The sequence below is a fragment of the Bradyrhizobium sp. Ken51 genome (assembly GCF_055807435.1).
Map to the genome: position 1 here is coordinate 152,124 of NZ_JBVVPB010000001.1, position 18,193 is coordinate 170,316.

Consider the following 18,193-nt stretch of genomic DNA (forward strand, 5'->3'; position numbering starts at 1 on the left):
ATCAATCCACAAACGGTTCGACGATCGTGCGCCTGCCGAGCAGGAAGGCGTCCGCAACGAGACGAAGCGGCGCCAGATCGACGTCGCTCGCGCCTGTCGCGGCGAGCGTGACGAAGCGCCGGTAGAGCTCCCGATATTCCTCATCGGGCGCCTCGGCAACGGTCTTGCCGTCGATCGCCATGATCCGGCCGCCGCGGGATAGCGTCATCCGGCCCTGGTCGGTTTCGACGAGGATATCCCAGCTCTGCGGCCCGGTCTGGCGGAAATCGAACTCGGCGGTCACAGGCAGGCCGCCAAGGTCGGTCAGCGTCAGCTTCGCGGCGATCGGCGCCTGGCAATTGGCGGGGAAGGCGAGCTCGGCCGCGGTGACGAACACGGGCTTCGGCAGGATCCTGGTCAAAATCGACAGCGCATTGATACCGGGATCGAACACCCCGAGCCCGCCGGGCTCCCAGATCCACGCCTGCCCGGGATGCCAGACGCGCACGTCCTCTTTCCAATTGATGTGGACGGAGGTGATCCGCCGCGCCGCAAGCCACTCGCGCGCCGGCTCGACTGCCGGCGCATGGCGCGAATGCCAGGTCGCGAACAACGTTCGCTTGGCCTCACCCGCCATCGCGATCAACGGATCGAGCTCGGCAACGCCGGCGCCGGGCGGCTTCTCCAGCATCACATGCTTGCCGGCCCTAAGCGCTGCGACGGCCTGGGCGCGGCGCACTTGAGGCGGCGTGCAGAGCGACACCGCGTCGATCGGCGGACCTTTTTCCAGCAGCTCTTCGATGGTCGCGAAATGCGGCGGATCCGGCAGCGAGGCATTGCGGCTGGCGACGGCCGCCAGCGTCGCGCCGGGAACCGCTGCGATGGCGCCCACATGCTGGTCCCGTGCGATCTTGCCGAAGCCGACGATGGCGATGCGAAGTTCAGTCACGATCTTTCTCCAGCTTCCGCGGACGGTAGCGCTTCGGCCGGTACAGTCTCGATCACTGTCCCCTCGTGGCGGCGCATGCCGTTGTGAATGACGTAGACCATTGCCTCCGACGCGGTCGCGGCATCGCCGGCCGCGATGGCATCGACGATCTTCTGATGCCAGAGCAGCACGGTATCGCGGTCCTCCGGTTCGACCGGTGCGCTGAGCAGGAATGAGGCACGCAACGCAGCCTCGATGACGTGCCCGATCGAGCGCATGAACAGATTGCCGGACGCCCGCGCTACACCGACATGAAGCGCTAGGTCGGCATCGGCAAAGCCGACGGAGTCGGAAGCTTCAAGTCGCATCCGCTCCATGCAGCGGTGCAACTCGGCGACGTCCTGCTCCGACCGCTGCGCGGCCGCCAGCATCGCCGCGCGCGGTTCGACCGCAAGGCGGATCTCGGCGAGGTCGTTGAGGAAGCGCTTGTCGATACCGGCGTCCAGGTGCCAGGCCAGCACGTCGGCGTCGAACATGTTCCAGGCAGCGCGCTCGCGCACCACGGTGCCGACCCGCGCCTTGGTGGTGAGCAAGCCCTTGGCCACCAGTGTCTTCACGCTCTCGCGCAGCACCGGCCGCGACACGCCGAACATCGCGATCATCTCGGCATCGCCGGGCAGCCGCGTCCCCTCCGCGTAACGGCCGGCGATGATGTCGACGCCGATCGATCGGGCCACCTCCGCGTGATTGGAGTGCGCCCGGCGCGTCGGGATGACGAGGATGCGCGAGGTGGTCATGAGACTGCTCCCGCGCGCTTTGCCACGGGCCGGCGCGCGAGCGCGACCAACCCCTGTTGCAAGGCGATGAAGGCGAACAGCAGCACGCCGGTCGCGATCTTGGTCCACCAGCTCGACAGCGTCCCGTCGAAATTGATGTAGGTCTGAATCATGCCCTGGATCAGCACGCCGAGGAAGGTGCCGATCACCGAGCCCTGCCCGCCCGTGAGCAGCGTGCCGCCGATCACGACGGCCGCGATGGTGTCGAGCTCGACGCCGACGGCGGAGAGCGAGTAGCCGGCGCTGGTGTAGAAGGAGAAGACGATGCCGGCGATGCCAGCGAGCAGGCTCGACAGCATGTAGATTTTCACCGTCATCCTGCCGACGGCTACGCCCATCAGGCTCGCGGTCGCCCGGCTGCCGCCGAGCGCATAGACATTGGCGCCGAACCGGGTGAGCTGCAGCAGCAATGCACCGCCGATCACGATCGCAAGCATGATGATCGCGACCGCCGTCAGCCGTCCACCGCCGGGCAATCGCAGTGCGAAGTCCGATACGGTGGAATAGACCGGTGCCGTGATCGGCACCGATTCCGTCGAGAGCAGGAAGCTTGCACCCCGGGCCAGGAACATGCCGGCGAGCGTCACGATGAAAGGCGGCAGATCGAAGACATGGATCACCGCGCCCATCGCCGTGCCGAAGGCTGCCGAGAGCGCGAGAATGGCGACGAAGGCGACCGGGGGCGGCATTCCCCAGCGCTCGATCGCCAGCGCGACGAACACCGTGGTGAAGCCGATCACCGAGCCGACCGAGAGATCGATGCCGCCGGAAATGATGACGAAGGTCATGCCGGTCGCGACGATGCCGAGGAAGGCGTTGTCGGTGAGGAGATTGCCGACCACGCGGGTGGACGCGATGTTGGGAAACTGCATCGCGCAGAGCGCGAACCCCGCGACGAGCACGATCGCCGTGATGAGGACGGGCGGCAGACCTTTCATGCCTTGGTCCTCCGCAGCCGCGTCACCACGTTGGCAAAGCCGGACAGCTTCGGCGATTGCAGCAGCAGCACGGCGAGCACCACCACCGCCTTGACCAGCAAATTGAACTCCGGCGGATAGCCCGACAGCAGAATGCCGGTGTTCATGGTCTGGATAATCAGCGCGCCGAGTACGGCCAGCACGAGGCTGAAGCGGCCGCCGAACAGCGAGGTGCCGCCGATCACCACCGCGAGGATGGCGTCGAGCTCGAGCCAGAGGCCGGCATTGTTGGCATCCGCGCCCATGATGTCGGCCGCCGCGATCACGCCGGCGAGCGCAGCGCAAACGCCGCACCAGACATAGACCGCCAAGATCATCGCGCGCGTACCGACGCCGGCAAGTTCGCTCGCCCGCGCATTGCCGCCGGTTGCCTCGATCAGCAATCCGAGTGCCGAGCCGCGCACCACCGCGCCGGTGAGGATCAACATGCCCAGCGCAATCGCGACCGGCACCGGCAGGCCGAGAATAGAGCCATTGCCGAACCAGACCAGATCGGGCGAGGAGAAGGTCACGATGCGGCCTTCGGTAATGAGCTGGGCGATGCCGCGCCCCGCCACCATCAGGATCAGGGTCGCCACGATCGGCTGCATGCCGAGCACCGCGACCAGAAATCCATTCCATAATCCGCAGATCAGGCCCGCGCCGAGCGCAGCCGCCAGCACCACGGCCAGACTGTGGCTGTCGGCGAGGCTCGCCGCGATCGCGCCTGAGATCGCCATGACCGCACCGACCGACAGATCGATGCCACGCGTCGCGATCACCAGCACCATGCCGAGCGAGAGCAGCGCCACCGGCGTGCCGCGGTTGAGCACGTCGATCAGGCTGCCGAACAGCCGGCCGTCCTGGAGGCGCAGATCGAAGAATTGCGGCGACACCACGCGATCGACCGCCAGGATGACGATCAACGCGAGGATCTGGGCAAGGCCGCGGCGCGGCAACAGCGCGGTCATGCACGGCCCTCATGCGCGACACTGGCGCTATCGGCGGCGATGGCGGCGAGAATGCTGCCGACGTCGATGGCCTCGCCGGCGAGCTCCTCGACATGAGCGCGATCACGCAGCACCACCACACGATCGGAATACGTCACGATCTCGTCGAGTTCGGAGGAGATCACGAGCAGCGCAAGTCCGTCGTCGCAGAGCTCGCGTATCAGGCGGATGATCTCGGCGTGCGCGCCGACGTCGATGCCACGGGTCGGCTCGTCCAGCACGAGGAGCCGCGGCGAGGTCGCAAGCCACCGTGCCAGCAGCACCTTCTGCTGATTGCCGCCGGACAGCAGGCCGACAGGACGCTCCGGATCGGGCGGGCGAATGTCGAGCATCTTGACGTAACGGCTTGCGATCTCGTCCTGCTCGCGTCGCGACAGCGGCCGATGCAGACCGCGCTTGGCCTGGAGCGCCAGCACGATGTTTTCGCGCACGGTGAGCTCGGCGACGATGCCGTCGGTCTTGCGCTCCTCCGGGCAATAGCCAAAGCCGTGGCGCACGCCGTCGCGCGGCGACTGAAGCCGGACAGGCGCGCCTTCCACCCTCGCCTGTCCGCGATCGGCGCGCTCGGCGCCGAACACCAGCCGCGCCGTCTCGGTCCGGCCCGAGCCGAGCAAGCCGGCGAGACCGACGACCTCGCCATGGCGCAGCTCGAGATTGAACGGCGCGACATAGCCGGCCTTGCCGTAACCCTCGAAGCTCGCACAGACTTCACGCGCCATCTGTGCACCTGCCGATGCCCGCGCGCTGGTGGTCTCGGCCAACTCGCGGCCGAGCATCATCCGGATCAGCTCGAGCCGCGACAGCGACGCGGTCTCGCGCTCGCCGACCAGGCGACCATTTCGCAAAACGGTGATGCGATCGGATATCTCGTAGACCTGGTCGAGGAAATGGCTGACGAAGACGATGCCAATGCCGCGCTTGGCGAGCTGGCGCATGATACCGAAGAGGATCTCGACCTCATGGCGATCGAGGCTCGCGGTCGGCTCGTCCAGGATCAGCACGCGCGCCGAGAGATCGACGGCGCGCGCAATGGCGGTGACGTGCTGGATCGCCACCGAATAATTGCCAAGCGGCGCTGATACGTCGATGTCGAGGCCGAAATCCGCGAGCAGCGCTTTGGCGCGGCGGCGCATCTCGCCCTCCCGCACGACGCCGAGGCGCATCGGTTGCCGGTCAAGGAACAGGTTCTGGGCCACCGAGAGATTCGGCAGCAGATTGACCTCCTGGTAGACCGTGGCGATGCCGGCCTGAAGCGCCGCCTTGGCCGAGCGCGGCGCGACCTCTTCGCCGCCGATCCTGACGATGCCGGCATCGCGCTGGAACACGCCGGTGATCACCTTGATCAGCGTGGACTTGCCGGCGCCGTTCTCACCGAGCAGCGCATGGATCTCGCCGGCGCGAAGCGTGAAGTCGACCTCCTGCAACGCACGCACAGCACCAAAGCTCTTGCTGATCCCGCGCACCTCCAGCAGGGAAGCAGCGGAATCCGGGCTGTTCTCCATGACAAATTCACTCCCAGCGGCGCCCGCTGACGATGCGGACACGGAGCCTGTTCGTTTGTAGCGGTTTCGAAGGGGATCGCCGGACTGCCGAAACCCGGCCGCCCGGCGACGTCCTCGCCTCAGTAACCGAGGCCCTTCTTGCTGTCGTAGATCGTCTGCGGATCATCGGTGGCGGTGTAGAGCTTGGATTCCGTCTGGATCCATTTCGGCGGAACGGTGCCCTTGTCCTTGAAGGCCGCGATGGCATCGAGCGCGGGACCCGCCATGTTCGGCGTCAGCTCGACGGTGGCATTGGCTTCGCCGGCCACCATCGCCTTGAAGATGTCGGGGACCGCATCGATCGAGACGGTGAGGATCTCCTTGCCGGGCTTAAGGCCGGCTTCCTTCATCGCCTGGATCGCGCCGACCATCATGTCGTCATTGTGCGCATAGACCGCGCAGATCGACTTGCCGCCGCCTTCGGCCTTGATGAAGCTTTCCATCACTTCCTTGCCCTTGGCGCGGGTGAAGTCGCCGGTCTGGCTGCGCACCACCTTCAGGTTCGCATGCTTGGCGATGGCAGTGTCAAAACCCTTCTTGCGGTTGGCGGCGACGCTCGCGCCGACCGTGCCCTGCAATTCGACGATGTTGCAGGCCTTGGCTCCGACGGTCTTCGCCAGCCAGTCGCCGGCGACCTCGCCTTCGTGGACGCTGTCGGAGGTCACGGCGGTGAGATAGAGCTCCTTGCCGGAGGGATCGATGTCGCGGTCGAGCAGCACGACCGGGATCTTGGCCTCCTTGGCTTCCTTCAGCACCGAGTCCCAGCCGGTCGAGACGACGGGCGCGAGGAAGATCGCATCGACATTCTGCGCAATGAAGGAGCGGATCGCCTTGATCTGGTTCTCCTGCTTCTGCTGCGCGTCGGCGATCTTGAGATTGACCTTGCGCTTGGTGGCCTCCTGCTTGGAGACCGAGGTCTCGGCCGCGCGCCAGCCGGATTCCGATCCGATCTGCGAGAAGCCGATGGTGAGCTCGGCGGCGTTCGCCGGCAGCGCGAGCAGCAACGCGGCCGTGGCGCTGGCCGCAAAGAGGGCTTTGAGGATCATCAGGCGTATCTCCCAAAATGTTATCCGGGGCGCCAGTTGGTAGCATCGCACCCGCAGGCCGACCTTTGAGCGGCGGGAGGGACTATTTCACGGAAGTTTGGTTCCGACTAGTCATATTATCTGACTATTCGCTTGGGACATCGCAGTTGGCAGGGCGGTAATCGTATGACACGCCAAGCGCGATTTTGTTCCGCAGATGCAACGGGAAGATGAACGAAATGATGTGGCTTCGCCAGCGCCACATCGTCATGGCCGGGCTTGTCCCGGCCATCCACGGCTTTGCCATGCAGGACCAAGAACGTCGATGCCCGGGACAAGCCCGGGCATGACGACCTTCTCCTGATTTCGATGTGCAATCGCCCGCTGTCGGCGGGGCAACATGCTGGCCGCTAGATCAGCTTCCGCTGCGCCAGATTCTTCATCAGCGCACCGATGCCGAACGTCCAGGGCTCGCACTCGTCGCTGGTCCGCATGCGGTTGACGAGTTTACCGAGCTGGGGCGCCGCAATGGTGACGATGTCGTCGCGCTTGTGGGTGAACCCCTGCCCCGGCGCGTCGCGATCCTTGACCGGCGCGAACATCGTGCCAAGGAACAGCACGAAGCCGTCGGGATATTGATGCACCTTGCCGATGGTCTGCTCGACCAGATCGGTCGGATCGCGGCTGATCATGCTGATCGAGGAATGGCCGTCGAGGACGAAACCGTCCTGCCCCCTCACGTTCAGGCTGATGTCGAGCTTGCGGGCGTCGTCGAGGGTAAAGCTGTCGTCGAACAAACGCAGCAGCGGACCGATCGAGCACGAGGCGTTGTTGTCCTTGGCCTTCGACAACAGCAGTGCCGAACGGCCCTCGAAGTCGCGCAGATTGACGTCGTTGCCGAGCGCGCCGCCGACGATCTTGCCGCGGCTCGAGACGAACAGCACCAGCTCCGGCTCGGGGTTGTTCCAGGTCGACTTCGGATGCAGCCCCGCATCCATGCCGGTGCCGACCGACGACAAGGTCGGCGCCTTGGTGAAGACCTCGGCATCGGGGCCAATGCCGACCTCCAGATACTGGCTCCAGGCGTTCTGGTCGATCAGCACCTGCTTCAGGTGCATCGCCTGGTCCGAACCGGGCTTGAGCTTCGACAGATCGTCGCCGATCAGCCGCGTCACCTCTTTCCGGATCGCTTCGGCCGAGGCCGGATTGCCTTTCGCCCGCTCCTCGATCACGCGCTCCAGCATCGAGATGGCGAAGGTCACCCCGGCGGCCTTCAGCGTCTGGAGATCGACCGGCGCGAGCAGCCACGGCTTTTTCGCATCGCGCTGATCGGGCGGCGTGTTGGCGACGATGGCTTCGAGATCGCCGATGCGCTCGCCCTCGGTCGCGGCAAGCGCCTTCGCCGGATTGTCTTCCTCGCAGAGCGTGCTGACGGTCGGGAATTTTGCGGTGACGTCGAACACACCATCGCCGCGCACGGCGACCACGGCCGGGCCATTCGCCTGCGGCAGCCAGACGCGGCCAACGAGCGTTCCGCGCGTGCCGTCCTCGGGGAGAAGGTCCTTAACCGTCAATGTCGTCATGGGCGCATCCTCGCTCTTTTCGGATCGACCTCGCTCGCGGAGGCCTATCACATTGGCGAAGACCAATAAACGTCTGGGACGGGAAGTCCAGCGCGGCAGGCGGCTGCGCTTCTATGCCCCCGCCCGCGCTTTTCGGGCTGCGATCTGCTGAAGCGCCCAGCGCGCGTTCTTGCGCACCTCGGGATCGGGATCGTCGGCGATGACGGCAAGGAACGCTTCGCCGTCATGGTGGGCGATCTCGCCGAGCGCAGCAGCGGCTTCCTTCCGCAAATTCGCCTGCTCATGGTTGACGCAATTGCCGATCGGGCGCACCGCGCGCTCGATCTTCATCCGGCCAAGGCTGCGGATTGCCTTCAGCCGCACCTGCCAGAACTCGTCACTGAGCGAAGCGATGAGCTGGTCGGCGGCGATCGAGCCGTTGACGTTGAGGCCCAGCGTTTCCGCGGCCATCTCCCGCACCATCCAGTCCGAATCCTTCAACGCGCGCGTGATCATCTCGGCCGCGGGCTTCATCTGCGAGAAGGCGAGCGCGCTGACGGCGGCACGGCGCACATGCGCGTCCGGATCGTTGATCAGCGCGGTCAGCGCCGGAATTGATTCCTCCAGCTTGAGGAACCCGATCACGCCGATCGCCTGCACCCGCACGGCGGCATCGGAATCCTGGAGCGCTTCCAGTGCGGGTTTCAAGGTGTCCTTGCAACGCAGTTCCTTAAGCGCACGCAACGCGCCCATGCGGACGAAGGCGTGGGCATGCTTGACCAGCGGCAGGATGATTTCGGCGCAAGCCGGATCCTTGAACTCCGCCATGCTGTCGGCCGCGGCGGACGCAACGATTCTCTCGGGATCGACGAGCAGCTTCACCAGCGCGCTGGCGGCGTCCGGCCCGTCAAACTCGCCGAGCGCCATCGCGACCTGCTGGCGCACGCCGGCATCGGGATCGGCGACCATTTTGGCGAGATGGCCGACCGCTGCGGGATCGCCGGAATGGCCGAGCGCGATGATCGCGACGCGGCGCTCCCCTGGATCGGCGGCCTGGAGCCGCTCGTCGGCATCTTCGAGATCGTCGTAGGATTCGAACGGGCTCGACATGGCTACCTCAGCAGATAGGGAATGTTGACGGTGACGGCGCCGGTCGGGCAATCCGCCTCGCAGGGCATGCAGTACCAGCATTCGTCATAGGCCATGTAGGCCTTGTTGGTCATATCGCTGATACGCAGTACGTCGAGCGGGCAGACGTCGACGCATACGGTGCAGCCCTTGTCCGCGATGCATTTGGCGTCGTCGACGACCACCGGAACCGATGTCTGATAGGAAGCGAGAGGCATCGTATGTCTCCTGTTATTTGTGCGGCGGGTCAGGCTGTCGCGCGGATGCGCTGCTTGTCGTAGAGATCCTTCTCGTCGTCGGCGATCGGCACGATATAGGGCTCCACGGCACGCTTCTCGCTGGTCATCTTGCCGTCCTGCTTGCTGAGCAGCGTGTGGCAGAACCAATTCTCGTTGTCCTTCTCCGGGAAATCCGTCCGCCAGTGATAGAGGCCCCAGCGGCTTTCCTCGCGGTAGAGCGAGGCATGCACCGCCATGTCCGCGCAGTCCATGATCGACTGTACTTCGAGCGCGCGGAGCAGTTCGTGCGCATTGCGCGCGATCATCCGCTCCTGCATGTCTTCCCTCGCTTCGGCGAGCCGACGCATGCCGAGCTCGTATTTGCGCGTGACTTTCGGCGGCTGGAGATAGTCATTAACGAGACGCCGGGTTTTGTACTCGATCTGGTTCGGCGGAATGCCGTCCTCGCGTTTGGTCGGCGCCATCACGCGGTCACGTTCGCTGGCGACATCGGCCGCATCGAATTCCGCGAAGTCGTGATTGTCCGCGAACTCCATCGCGTCGATGCCGGCGACCGAACCGTTGGTGAAGGCGCCGAGCATGTAATTGTGCGGCACGCTCGCCATGTCGCCGGCGGCATAGAGGCCCGGCACGGTGGTGCGCGCATTGTCGTCGACGAACACGCCTGACGCACTGTGACCGGAGCAGAAGCCGATCTCGGAAATATGCATCTCGATCGACTCGCTGCGATAGTCGACGCCGCGCCCCTGCTGGAACAGGCCGCGTGTGGGACGCTCGACCTTGTGCAGCGTCGATTCGATCTCGGAAATCGTGTCGGGATGGAGATGCTTGAGCTGGAGGAACACCGGGCCCTTGCCGGACAACAGCTCATTGTAAAACTCCAGCATCATCTGGCCGGACCAGTAATCGCATTCGATGAAGCGCGATCCCTCGTTGTTGGCGGTGAAGGCGCCGAAGGGACCGGCGACATAGGCGCAGGCCGGCCCATTATAGTCCTTGATCAGCGGATTGATCTGGTAACATTCGAGGTTCGCCAGAGCCGCTCCGGCGTGATAGGCCATGGAATAGCCGTCACCGGAATTGGCCGCATTCTCGTAGGTGCCGAACATGTAGCCGGAGGTCGGCAGGCCGAGACGGCCGGCGGCGCCCATGCACAGGATGACGGCCTTGGCCTTGATCACCAGCATCTCGGCGGTACGGGTATTAACGCTGATCGCGCCGGCAACGCGGCCGTCGGCGGATTTGAGCAGCCGCGTCGCCATGTAGCGGTTGGAGATCAGGATGCGGGCGCGGCGGAGCTGGCGATACAGGGCCTTCTTCACGGTCTCGCCGTTCGGCATCGGCAGCACGTAGGTGCCGATGTGATGCACCTTCTTGACGGCGTAGTCGCCGTTCTCGTTCTTCAGGAAGCGGATGCCGAAACTGTCGAGCTCCTCGATGATCGAGTAGCAGTTCTGCGCGTATTTGTAGACCGCCTTCTGATCGACGATGCCGTCATTGGCGATGGTGATTTCCTTGGTGTACTGCTCCGGCGTCGCGTAGCCGGGAATGACGGCGTTGTTCAAGCCGTCCATGCCCATCGAGATCGCTCCGGAGCGCTTGACGTTGGCCTTCTCGAGCAGGACGACATTGGCCTTCGGATTCTTCAGCTTCGCCTTCAACGCCGCCATCGGGCCGGCCGTGCCGCCGCCGATGACGAGCACGTCGCAGGAAACCTCCGAAAGTCCGTCGACGATCTGATCTAGTGACATCGCTTGCTCCTGGTTCGCCGGCAGGTCCGGCGCCTTTGCATCAGATTTGTTCAGCAGGCGTCCCGGCGATAGCAATTAGTTGTCGCCGAGGTGCGATTTGCGCCTCAGCGCTCGACAAAGGCTTTTTCGATCACGAAATGGCCGGGGCGGCTGTGATTGCCCTCGACAAAGCCACGCGCGGAAAGCATCGCGGGAAGTTCCTCCAGCATCGCAGGGCTGCCGCACAGCATGATGCGGTCGGTCTCGATATCGAGTCCCGACTGCCCGATATCGTCGAACAGCTGGTTCGACGCGATCAGGTCGGAGATGCGGCCGCGATTCCTGAACGGCTCGCGGGTAACGGTCGGGTAGTAGACGAGCTTGTCGCGGATCGGCGGCCCGAAGAACTCGTGATCGCGCAGGCCTTCGACGAGGTGCTCGCCATAGGAGAGCTCGGAGACCTGGCGGCAACCGTGGGCGAGCACGATGGTCTCGTAATTCTCGTAGACGTCGGGGTCCTTGATCAGGCTGGCGAACGGCGCGAGCCCCGTTCCGGTCGAGAGCAGCAACAGGCGTTTACCGGGAATGAGATTGCCCGTGATCAGCGTGCCCGTGGCCTTGCGGCCGACCAGGATGACGTCCCCCTCCCTGATTTTCTGAAGGCGTGAGGTCAGCGGACCGTCCTGCACCTTGATCGAGAAGAACTCGAGCGCCTCCTCGTGATTGGCGCTCGCCATGCTGTAGGCCCGCAGCAACGGCTTGCCCTCGACTTCCAGCCCGATCATCGCGAACTGGCCGTTCTGGAAGCGGAAGCCCGGATCGCGCGTCGCGGTGAAGCTGAACAGGCTATCGGTCCAGTGCCTGACCGACAGGACTGTTTCCTTTTGAAATGCGCTCATCGTCTCTCCTGATCTCGATTGCGCACAAGGTTTCGGAGAGACAGGAATCCGGCAACGCCGAACTGAAATTCCCGGTCGATTAGTTTCACATTTCGTGGGCGATGATCGAGGAGCAGGCAGCAAAGATCAGCGCCTCGCACCTGCGCCTGGCAATTAGTTGCTATCGCGGCAGCGCTGCGGCAACGTAGAGAAGGGTCGGAGACACGTCATGACCTTGGTGGCCCCGACCGTGGCAGATTACGAAGCAAGCGCCGACCTCGCGACGCTCCGCGTCCGCACCGCTCAGGATGACACGCTGGACTTGCCGGCGGAAACGCTTCGCCTCTCCTGCAAATGCGCCCACTGCACCCGTGCCCGCTTCGACGGCCGCTTCCCCGAGCGGTTTCCAGGCATCGCGATCACCGAGATCGGCGATCTCGGTTACGGGCTGAACATCTCGTTTTCGGATGGGCACAACCGGGGGATTTACCCGAAGCCGTATTTGCTGAGCCTGGCCGGGCGCTAGGGACAGGATTCCTTCCCGCGTTCCGCTGTCATTCCCCGCGCAGGCGGGAAATCCAGTACGCCGCGGCCCCTCCGTATCCCATTGCTTTCCCTGGAATACTGGATCGCCCGGTCTTCGCAGGGCGACAACAGGTGAGTGATTGGCACGGACATTGCTCCTCTTTAGAACGGTTTGAACGTTCCGGAGGCAGATGATGTTGCAGGCGGCCAATGTGGTTCGCGGGACCGGCCCCGCAACGGTCCGGCCTGCTGGCGGTTCCTCGCTGCTGCTGACCGAGAACCAGCAATGGATCGGCGGACCGCCGGCGTTGATGGACAAGCTCAGCCAGCGCGAGCGGGAGCTGGTGCTGAAGCAGGGCCGCCGAAAAGTGCTCAACCGTGGCCAGACGCTGTTCAGCCAGGGCGGCAAGCATGACGGTATCTGGCTGATCGAGAGCGGCCGTATCCGGGTGTTCTACACCTCCCCGCTCGGCCGCGAGATCACGCTGGCCTATTGGCATGTCGGCAATTTCGTCGGCGGGCCGGAAGTGTTCGAAGGCACCGTGCATCAATGGTCCGGCGTTGCATCCAGCAATTGCAGCGTGGTGCATCTGCCCGGAAAGGAACTGCGATCCCTTGCCGTCGAGATTCCGAACCTCGCGATCGGCCTGATCGAAGGCCTGACCTTTAAGGGCAAGTGCTATTCGGCGCTGGCCCAGATGTTGGGGACGCGCTCGATCACGCAGCGCCTTGCGCATCTGTTGCTGCATCTCGTCGACCTCTATGGCGTCGATGACGCCGACGGCCGGGTGATCGCGGCCGCCTTCACCCATGCCGATATTGCCCACATGGTCGGCGCCACCAGGCAATGGGTCACGATCAGCCTGAAGCGCATGCAGGAGAAGGGAATCGTGCTGACCAAGCGCTCCCAGATCGTGGTCTGCCGGCCCGACGTGCTGGAAGAAATGCGAGGGCAAGCGTCTGACTAGGGCTGGTGCCCACGCAAGCGGCTTTATATTGCAGGACTGCCCAAGGACTATGCAATCAACTTTTCCCGGCAACTAATCGACTGTGGCGCTCATTCCGGATTTGCCCTGCCCACGCCCTCACCCAATCATGGCAACCACAGCACATCCAACCGAATGAGGATGAGAATGGTCCGCCATCTTCCCACGCTCTCGATCGCGATGTCGGTGACGTCGCTGGCGCTTCTCCTCGCCCAGCCGGCCGCGGCGGAAACCGTTACGCTCGGCATCGGAACGCAGGACACCACGACCAACACGGTGACCGCCGGCGTCGTCATCCGCCAGCTCCATCTCCTCGAAAAATATCTGCCGAAGGAGGGCAAATACGCCAACATCAAGTTCGAGCTGGAGTGGCAGAACTTCACATCCGGTCCGCCCGTCACCAATGCGATGATGGCGAACAAGCTGCAGATCGGCATGATGGGCGACTATCCGCTGATCGTGAACGGCTTCACTTTCGACAGCAATCCGGAGAGCAAGAGCCGGCTGATCGGCATCGCCGCCTACAGCCTGTCGGGCTCCGGCAACGGCATCGTCGTGCACAAGGATTCGCCCTACTACGATCTCGCCGATCTCAAGGGCAAGCTCGTGAGCGTGCCGTTCGGCTCTGCCGCGCACGGCATGGTGCTGAAGGCGATGCAGGACCGCGGCTACGCGTCGGATTTCTTCCAGCTGGTCAGCCAGAGCCCGGAGGTCGGGTCGACCAATCTCCAGGAGAAGAAGATCGACGCGCATGCCGACTTCGTCCCGTTCGCCGAGCTGCTGCCGTTTCGCGGCTTTGCACGAAAGATCTTTGACGGTGTCGAGACCAATCTCCCGACTTTCCACGGCATCGTCGTGCGCACCGATTTCGCCGAGAAATACCCCGAAGTCGTCGTCGCCTACTTCAAGGCGCTGATCGCCGCCAATCAGTGGCTGCGCGACGATCCCAAGCTCGCCGCCGAGAAGATCCAGGAATGGACCGGCATCAACAAGGAGGTCGTCTACATCTTCCTTGGCCCCAGCGGCAACATGACCACCGATCCCTCGATCAAGCCGGCATTGATCGACGCCGCCACGGCCGACGTCAAGGTGCTGCAGAACCTCGGCCGGATGAAGGAGTTCGATCCCACGAAATGGGTCGACGACAGCTACATCCGCAAGGCCTATGCCGAGATGAAGCTCGACTATGACGCGCGGCTCGCTAGCGCCAGCAACTACGAGATCTCCGGCGAAGATTCATTCTGCAAGAAGCCGATCGCAGATCCGCGCAAGGCCGGCGAGGTCTGGGTCGACCAGGCAGGCATCATGCCCTTCTCGTCGGCGAGTTGCACGCTCGGCGCCTATGCCGACTACAAGGCCAAGGGCAAGAAGATCAACGTCACCTACGTGTTCGATACCACGCGCGGCATCAAGCTGTTCGCCGACCAGGCCTCCTTCGCGGTCGGCAATGGCGAGGTTGCGCCGTTCCTGTTGAAGAAGGACGCTGAAGCCTATGCCGCCAAGATCAGCGGCAAGGTGCTCGGCTTCGACGACGCGGTGAAGGCGGCGGTCGGCGGGGGCAAGACGTGAGCAGTCCCGCCCTCCTCAGACATTCCGAGGACAGCATGCCGGCAAGCGCAATCGCGGAGGCCAGCGCCATGCCCGCCTCCACTTCACCCGCATCACCGCCCTCCTTCGGCACGCTGGCACTGCGCTGGTACCGGCTCAACCGGGGCGGACTGCGTGCGACCGCGATCGGCATTATCTCGCTGCTCGCCTTCCTGCTGGTCTGGCACCTGCTAACGACCTATCGCGTCGTGTTCTTCGTGCGCTTCACCAACGTGCCCTCGCCGCTCGCGGTCTATGCGAGCTTCACCAAGGCGATCCACGATCCGAAATTCCTGCTGCACGTCCTCCTGAGCTGCCGGCGCATCTTCTTCGGCTTCTCGCTCGCGGCGATCGTCGCCGTGCCGCTCGGCCTGATCATGGGCCGCTTCAAGCTCGTCCACGAGATCATCTTCCCCGTGGCGGAGGTGCTGCGGCCGATCCCGGCGATCGCCTGGGTGCCAATGGCCATCATGCTGTGGCCGACCAACGAGCAGAGCATCGTCTACATCACGTTCCTCGGCTCGTTCTTCCCGATCCTGGTCAACACGCTGCACGGCATGTCGCTGGTCGATCCCGTGCTGGTGCGCGCCGCGCAATGTCTCGGCGCGCGGGAGCGCTCGATTTTCCGCGATGTGTATTTTCCGGCCTCGCTCCCGCACATCTTCACCGGCCTCACCGTCGGCATGGGCGTGGCCTGGGTGTCGCTGATCGCCGCCGAGATGATCTCGGGGCAGTACGGCATTGGCTATTTCACCTGGGAGGCCTATTCGCTGGTTCAGTATGCCGACATCGCGCTCGGCATGATCGCGATCGGCGTGCTCGGCCTCGGATCCAGCATGCTGATCCGGGGGGCCGGACAATTGGTGATGCCGTGGAGGCTGAAATGAGCGAGGTCGTTGTCAAGGCACCGCAGGGCCATATCGAGGTCAAAAACTTCTCCCTCAGCTACGACAGCATCGAGGGGCCGGTCGAAGCCGTCACCGATACGCAGATACATGTGAAGCCTGGCGAGTTCGTCTCGATCGTCGGTCCCTCCGGGTGCGGAAAGTCGACGCTGCTCAACGCGGTCGCCGGCTTCCTCAAGCCGACGACGGGCATCGTCACCGTCGACGGCGAGAAGGTGAACGGCCCCAGCGCCGAGCGCGGCATGGTGTTCCAGCAATATTCGCTGTTTCCCTGGAAGACGGTGCGAGAGAACGTCGAGTTCGGCCTGAAGATGCGCGGCATGCCGCGCTCGCAGCGCGAGCGCGCCGCGCGCACGCTGCTGGGACTCGCGGGCCTCGAAGCCTTCGAAAAGCATTATCCCGAGAAACTCTCAGGTGGCATGAAGCAGCGCGTGGGCATCGTGCGTGCGCTCGCGACGGGACCCAAAGTGTTGTTGCTGGACGAGCCCTTCGGCGCGCTCGATGCGCAGACCCGGGTCATCATGCAGCAGATCCTCACCAACATGTGGCAGCGGCTGAAGATCTCGGTGCTGTTCGTCACCCACGACATCGACGAGGCGATCTTCCTCTCCGACCGCGTCTACTGCATGACCGCACGCCCCGGCTCGATCAAGGCGGAGATTCCGATCCCGCTGGAGCGGCCGCGGCAGCAGTCGATGATGATGTCGTCGGAGTTCCTGGGGTTGCGCCGGGGACTGATGTCGCTGATCCGCGAGGAAAGCATCAAGGCGATGGGCGGCGAGCTCAACGACATGGGTATGCAGGGGCTGAACATCGAGCTGCACGGGCATTCGCTCGCGGATGTGATTTGATTTCATCGCTCCCGCTTACGGGATGACGGTCTCGTAGGGTGGGCAAAGCGAAGCGTGCCCACCACTTTTGTACGCGCGACGAGATGGTGGGCACGGCGCTTCTCGCCTTTGCCCACCCTACGGCACCTAGCTTCGATCACTTGAACCAGTGCACCAGTGCGATGCTGATGCCGAGCAGCAGCAGCAGCGACAGCGTCACGGCCGCCGTCACCCGTCCGCCGACATTGGCAAGCACCTTCACATCGACGCCGAGGCCAAGCGCGGCCATCGACACCACTGTGAGAAAACCCGTGATCCGCGTGATCGGGGCAACCACCGTGGACGGCACGATCTCGAGCGAGCGCAGAGTCGCCAGCGCAAGGAAGCCGAGGATAAACCACGGGACCAGGCGAAAGAAGCCGACATTGGTCTTCTTGGCTTCGCTGTGCCAGCGCGAGGCCGTCAGCGAGAGGCCGACGACCACCGGCCCGAGCATCAGCACGCGCATCAGCTTGACCAGCGTGCCGATCTGCGTCGAGACGAGCCCAGCCGGCACCGTCGCGGCCAGCACCTGAGGCACGGCATAGACGGTGAGGCCTGCGAGGATGCCGTACTGCGTAGCCGATAGCTGCAGCAACGGAATCAGCAGCGGCAGGCCGAGCACCATCATCACGCCGAGGATCGCGGTGAAGGAGATCGAGGATGCGATCTCGTCATTGTTGGCGCCGATGATCGGCGCCACCGCCGCAATCGCCGAATTACCGCAGATCGAGTTGCCGCAGGCGATCAGGATCGAAAGCCGCGTCGAAAGACCAAGCAGGCGGCTGATGCCGAAGGAGACGCTGAGCGCGATCACGACGACCGCTGCGATCGAGGCCAACAGCGCGACGCCGGACGCCGCGATCGCGGCAAAGCTGATCGAGGCCCCCAGCAGCATGACGGCGACTTCGAGCAGCTGCTTGGCGCTGAAGGCGATGCCGGACTGCCAGCGCGGCGCGGGTTTCCAGAAGCTGCGCACGGCCATGCCAAGCAAGATAGCCATCACCAGCGCCTCGACATAGGGATGTTCGAAGACGCCCAATTCCGCCCGTTCGAGCAGGGCCGAAACGCCGGCCACGGCGATGCAGAGGAGGATGCCGGGAATCAGCGCGACGATGCGGCTGGTGGCCGTGGTCGGCTTAGCGTCGGCGGGGCTGGATACTTGATTCTGCGACACAAATCTCTCCCAGAGGAGAAGGATTTATACGCAGCGCCAGCCGATTGGGAAATAAGTTTTCGACATATCAGGGCCGAGGGAAGTTCTATCCTCAGCCCGGAATAATCCGGCTCGGAAGGTCAGACGCCCTTTAGAAGATCAGGCGCGCCTTAGAAGATCAAGCTCTTGGCCAGTGACGCGACGCGGCTAAAGCCGTCATAGACGCCGGGCTCGAAGAAGGCCGCGCGCGCCAGCACGATACCGGCGACCAGCGACCAGAACAGGCCGGTGCCGACCCGCAGCAGCAGCTTCGACCCGCGCGAGCGCGGCTGCGTGTCCGTTGCGGACACCAA

18 protein-coding genes are annotated in these 18,193 nt (G+C 64.1%); 5 read left to right on the forward strand and 13 right to left on the reverse strand.

What is annotated here, in order from left to right:
* Position 1: 1 nt before the first annotated feature.
* The 11 genes from AC0L27_RS00635 to AC0L27_RS00685 all read right to left on the reverse strand — a co-directional run bounded on the left by AC0L27_RS00635 (position 2) and on the right by AC0L27_RS00685 (position 11,833).
* Positions 2-928, reverse strand: coding sequence for a Gfo/Idh/MocA family protein (locus tag AC0L27_RS00635; protein ID WP_354206644.1), 927 nt, complete (start codon positions 926-928; stop codon positions 2-4).
* On the reverse strand, positions 925-1,704 hold the full coding sequence (locus AC0L27_RS00640; protein ID WP_354206646.1) for a FadR/GntR family transcriptional regulator: 780 nt from the start codon (positions 1,702-1,704) through the stop codon (positions 925-927). The genes AC0L27_RS00635 and AC0L27_RS00640 overlap by 4 nt, the downstream gene beginning before the upstream one ends.
* Positions 1,701-2,681 (reverse strand): galactofuranose ABC transporter, permease protein YjfF, encoded by a 981-nt coding sequence (gene yjfF / locus AC0L27_RS00645; protein WP_354206648.1) that lies wholly within the window; start codon positions 2,679-2,681, stop codon positions 1,701-1,703. The genes AC0L27_RS00640 and yjfF overlap by 4 nt, the downstream gene beginning before the upstream one ends.
* Positions 2,678-3,670 (reverse strand): ABC transporter permease, encoded by a 993-nt coding sequence (locus AC0L27_RS00650; protein WP_354206650.1) that lies wholly within the window; start codon positions 3,668-3,670, stop codon positions 2,678-2,680. The genes yjfF and AC0L27_RS00650 overlap by 4 nt, the downstream gene beginning before the upstream one ends.
* Positions 3,667-5,211 (reverse strand): sugar ABC transporter ATP-binding protein, encoded by a 1,545-nt coding sequence (locus AC0L27_RS00655; RefSeq protein WP_473317829.1) that lies wholly within the window; start codon positions 5,209-5,211, stop codon positions 3,667-3,669. The genes AC0L27_RS00650 and AC0L27_RS00655 overlap by 4 nt, the downstream gene beginning before the upstream one ends.
* A 119-nt stretch (positions 5,212-5,330) precedes the next feature.
* Entirely contained in the window at positions 5,331-6,296 is a 966-nt protein-coding gene (ytfQ, locus tag AC0L27_RS00660; protein ID WP_354206654.1) for a galactofuranose ABC transporter, galactofuranose-binding protein YtfQ, read from the reverse strand.
* Positions 6,297-6,685: 389 nt separating this feature from the next.
* Entirely contained in the window at positions 6,686-7,858 is a 1,173-nt protein-coding gene (locus AC0L27_RS00665) for a fumarylacetoacetate hydrolase family protein (RefSeq protein WP_354206656.1), read from the reverse strand.
* 111 nt (positions 7,859-7,969) lie between these two features.
* Positions 7,970-8,947, reverse strand: coding sequence for a HEAT repeat domain-containing protein (locus AC0L27_RS00670; protein ID WP_354206658.1), 978 nt, complete (start codon positions 8,945-8,947; stop codon positions 7,970-7,972).
* A gap of 2 nt (positions 8,948-8,949) precedes the next feature.
* Complete coding sequence (locus AC0L27_RS00675; RefSeq protein ID WP_007593252.1) at positions 8,950-9,183, reverse strand: 4Fe-4S dicluster domain-containing protein; 234 nt, start codon at positions 9,181-9,183, stop codon at positions 8,950-8,952.
* Between the two features lie 29 nt (positions 9,184-9,212).
* Positions 9,213-10,955 carry a fumarate reductase/succinate dehydrogenase flavoprotein subunit gene (locus AC0L27_RS00680; RefSeq protein ID WP_354206660.1) on the reverse strand — a complete coding sequence of 581 codons (1,743 nt, stop codon included), beginning with the start codon at positions 10,953-10,955 and terminating at the stop codon, positions 9,213-9,215.
* Between the two features lie 104 nt (positions 10,956-11,059).
* Positions 11,060-11,833 (reverse strand): ferredoxin--NADP reductase, encoded by a 774-nt coding sequence (locus tag AC0L27_RS00685; RefSeq protein WP_354206662.1) that lies wholly within the window; start codon positions 11,831-11,833, stop codon positions 11,060-11,062.
* Between the two features lie 208 nt (positions 11,834-12,041).
* Between AC0L27_RS00685 and AC0L27_RS00690 the strand changes: the two genes are divergently transcribed.
* From AC0L27_RS00690 to AC0L27_RS00710, 5 genes are all read left to right on the forward strand, one after another.
* Entirely contained in the window at positions 12,042-12,338 is a 297-nt protein-coding gene (locus AC0L27_RS00690; protein ID WP_247288899.1) for a gamma-butyrobetaine hydroxylase-like domain-containing protein, read from the forward strand.
* A gap of 190 nt (positions 12,339-12,528) precedes the next feature.
* A complete protein-coding gene (locus AC0L27_RS00695; protein WP_354206665.1) occupies positions 12,529-13,305 on the forward strand; it encodes a Crp/Fnr family transcriptional regulator in 777 nt (258 codons plus the stop codon).
* A gap of 165 nt (positions 13,306-13,470) precedes the next feature.
* On the forward strand, positions 13,471-14,892 hold the full coding sequence (locus tag AC0L27_RS00700) for an ABC transporter substrate-binding protein (RefSeq protein WP_473317831.1): 1,422 nt from the start codon (positions 13,471-13,473) through the stop codon (positions 14,890-14,892).
* On the forward strand, positions 14,889-15,797 hold the full coding sequence (locus AC0L27_RS00705; protein ID WP_473301099.1) for an ABC transporter permease: 909 nt from the start codon (positions 14,889-14,891) through the stop codon (positions 15,795-15,797). Before AC0L27_RS00700 ends, AC0L27_RS00705 begins: the two co-directional genes overlap by 4 nt.
* Positions 15,794-16,666: an ABC transporter ATP-binding protein gene (locus tag AC0L27_RS00710; RefSeq protein WP_275167669.1), complete on the forward strand. Its 873-nt coding sequence runs from the start codon at positions 15,794-15,796 to the stop codon at positions 16,664-16,666. The genes AC0L27_RS00705 and AC0L27_RS00710 overlap by 4 nt, the downstream gene beginning before the upstream one ends.
* 136 nt (positions 16,667-16,802) lie before the next feature.
* Here AC0L27_RS00710 and AC0L27_RS00715 read toward each other — a convergent pair whose 3' ends face one another.
* Together AC0L27_RS00715 and AC0L27_RS00720 are read right to left on the reverse strand one after the other, a co-directional pair.
* Positions 16,803-17,861 (reverse strand): YeiH family protein, encoded by a 1,059-nt coding sequence (locus AC0L27_RS00715; protein ID WP_473317832.1) that lies wholly within the window; start codon positions 17,859-17,861, stop codon positions 16,803-16,805.
* Between the two features lie 149 nt (positions 17,862-18,010).
* Positions 18,011-18,190: a hypothetical protein gene (locus tag AC0L27_RS00720; protein WP_231171117.1), complete on the reverse strand. Its 180-nt coding sequence runs from the start codon at positions 18,188-18,190 to the stop codon at positions 18,011-18,013.
* Positions 18,191-18,193: the final 3 nt, after the last annotated feature.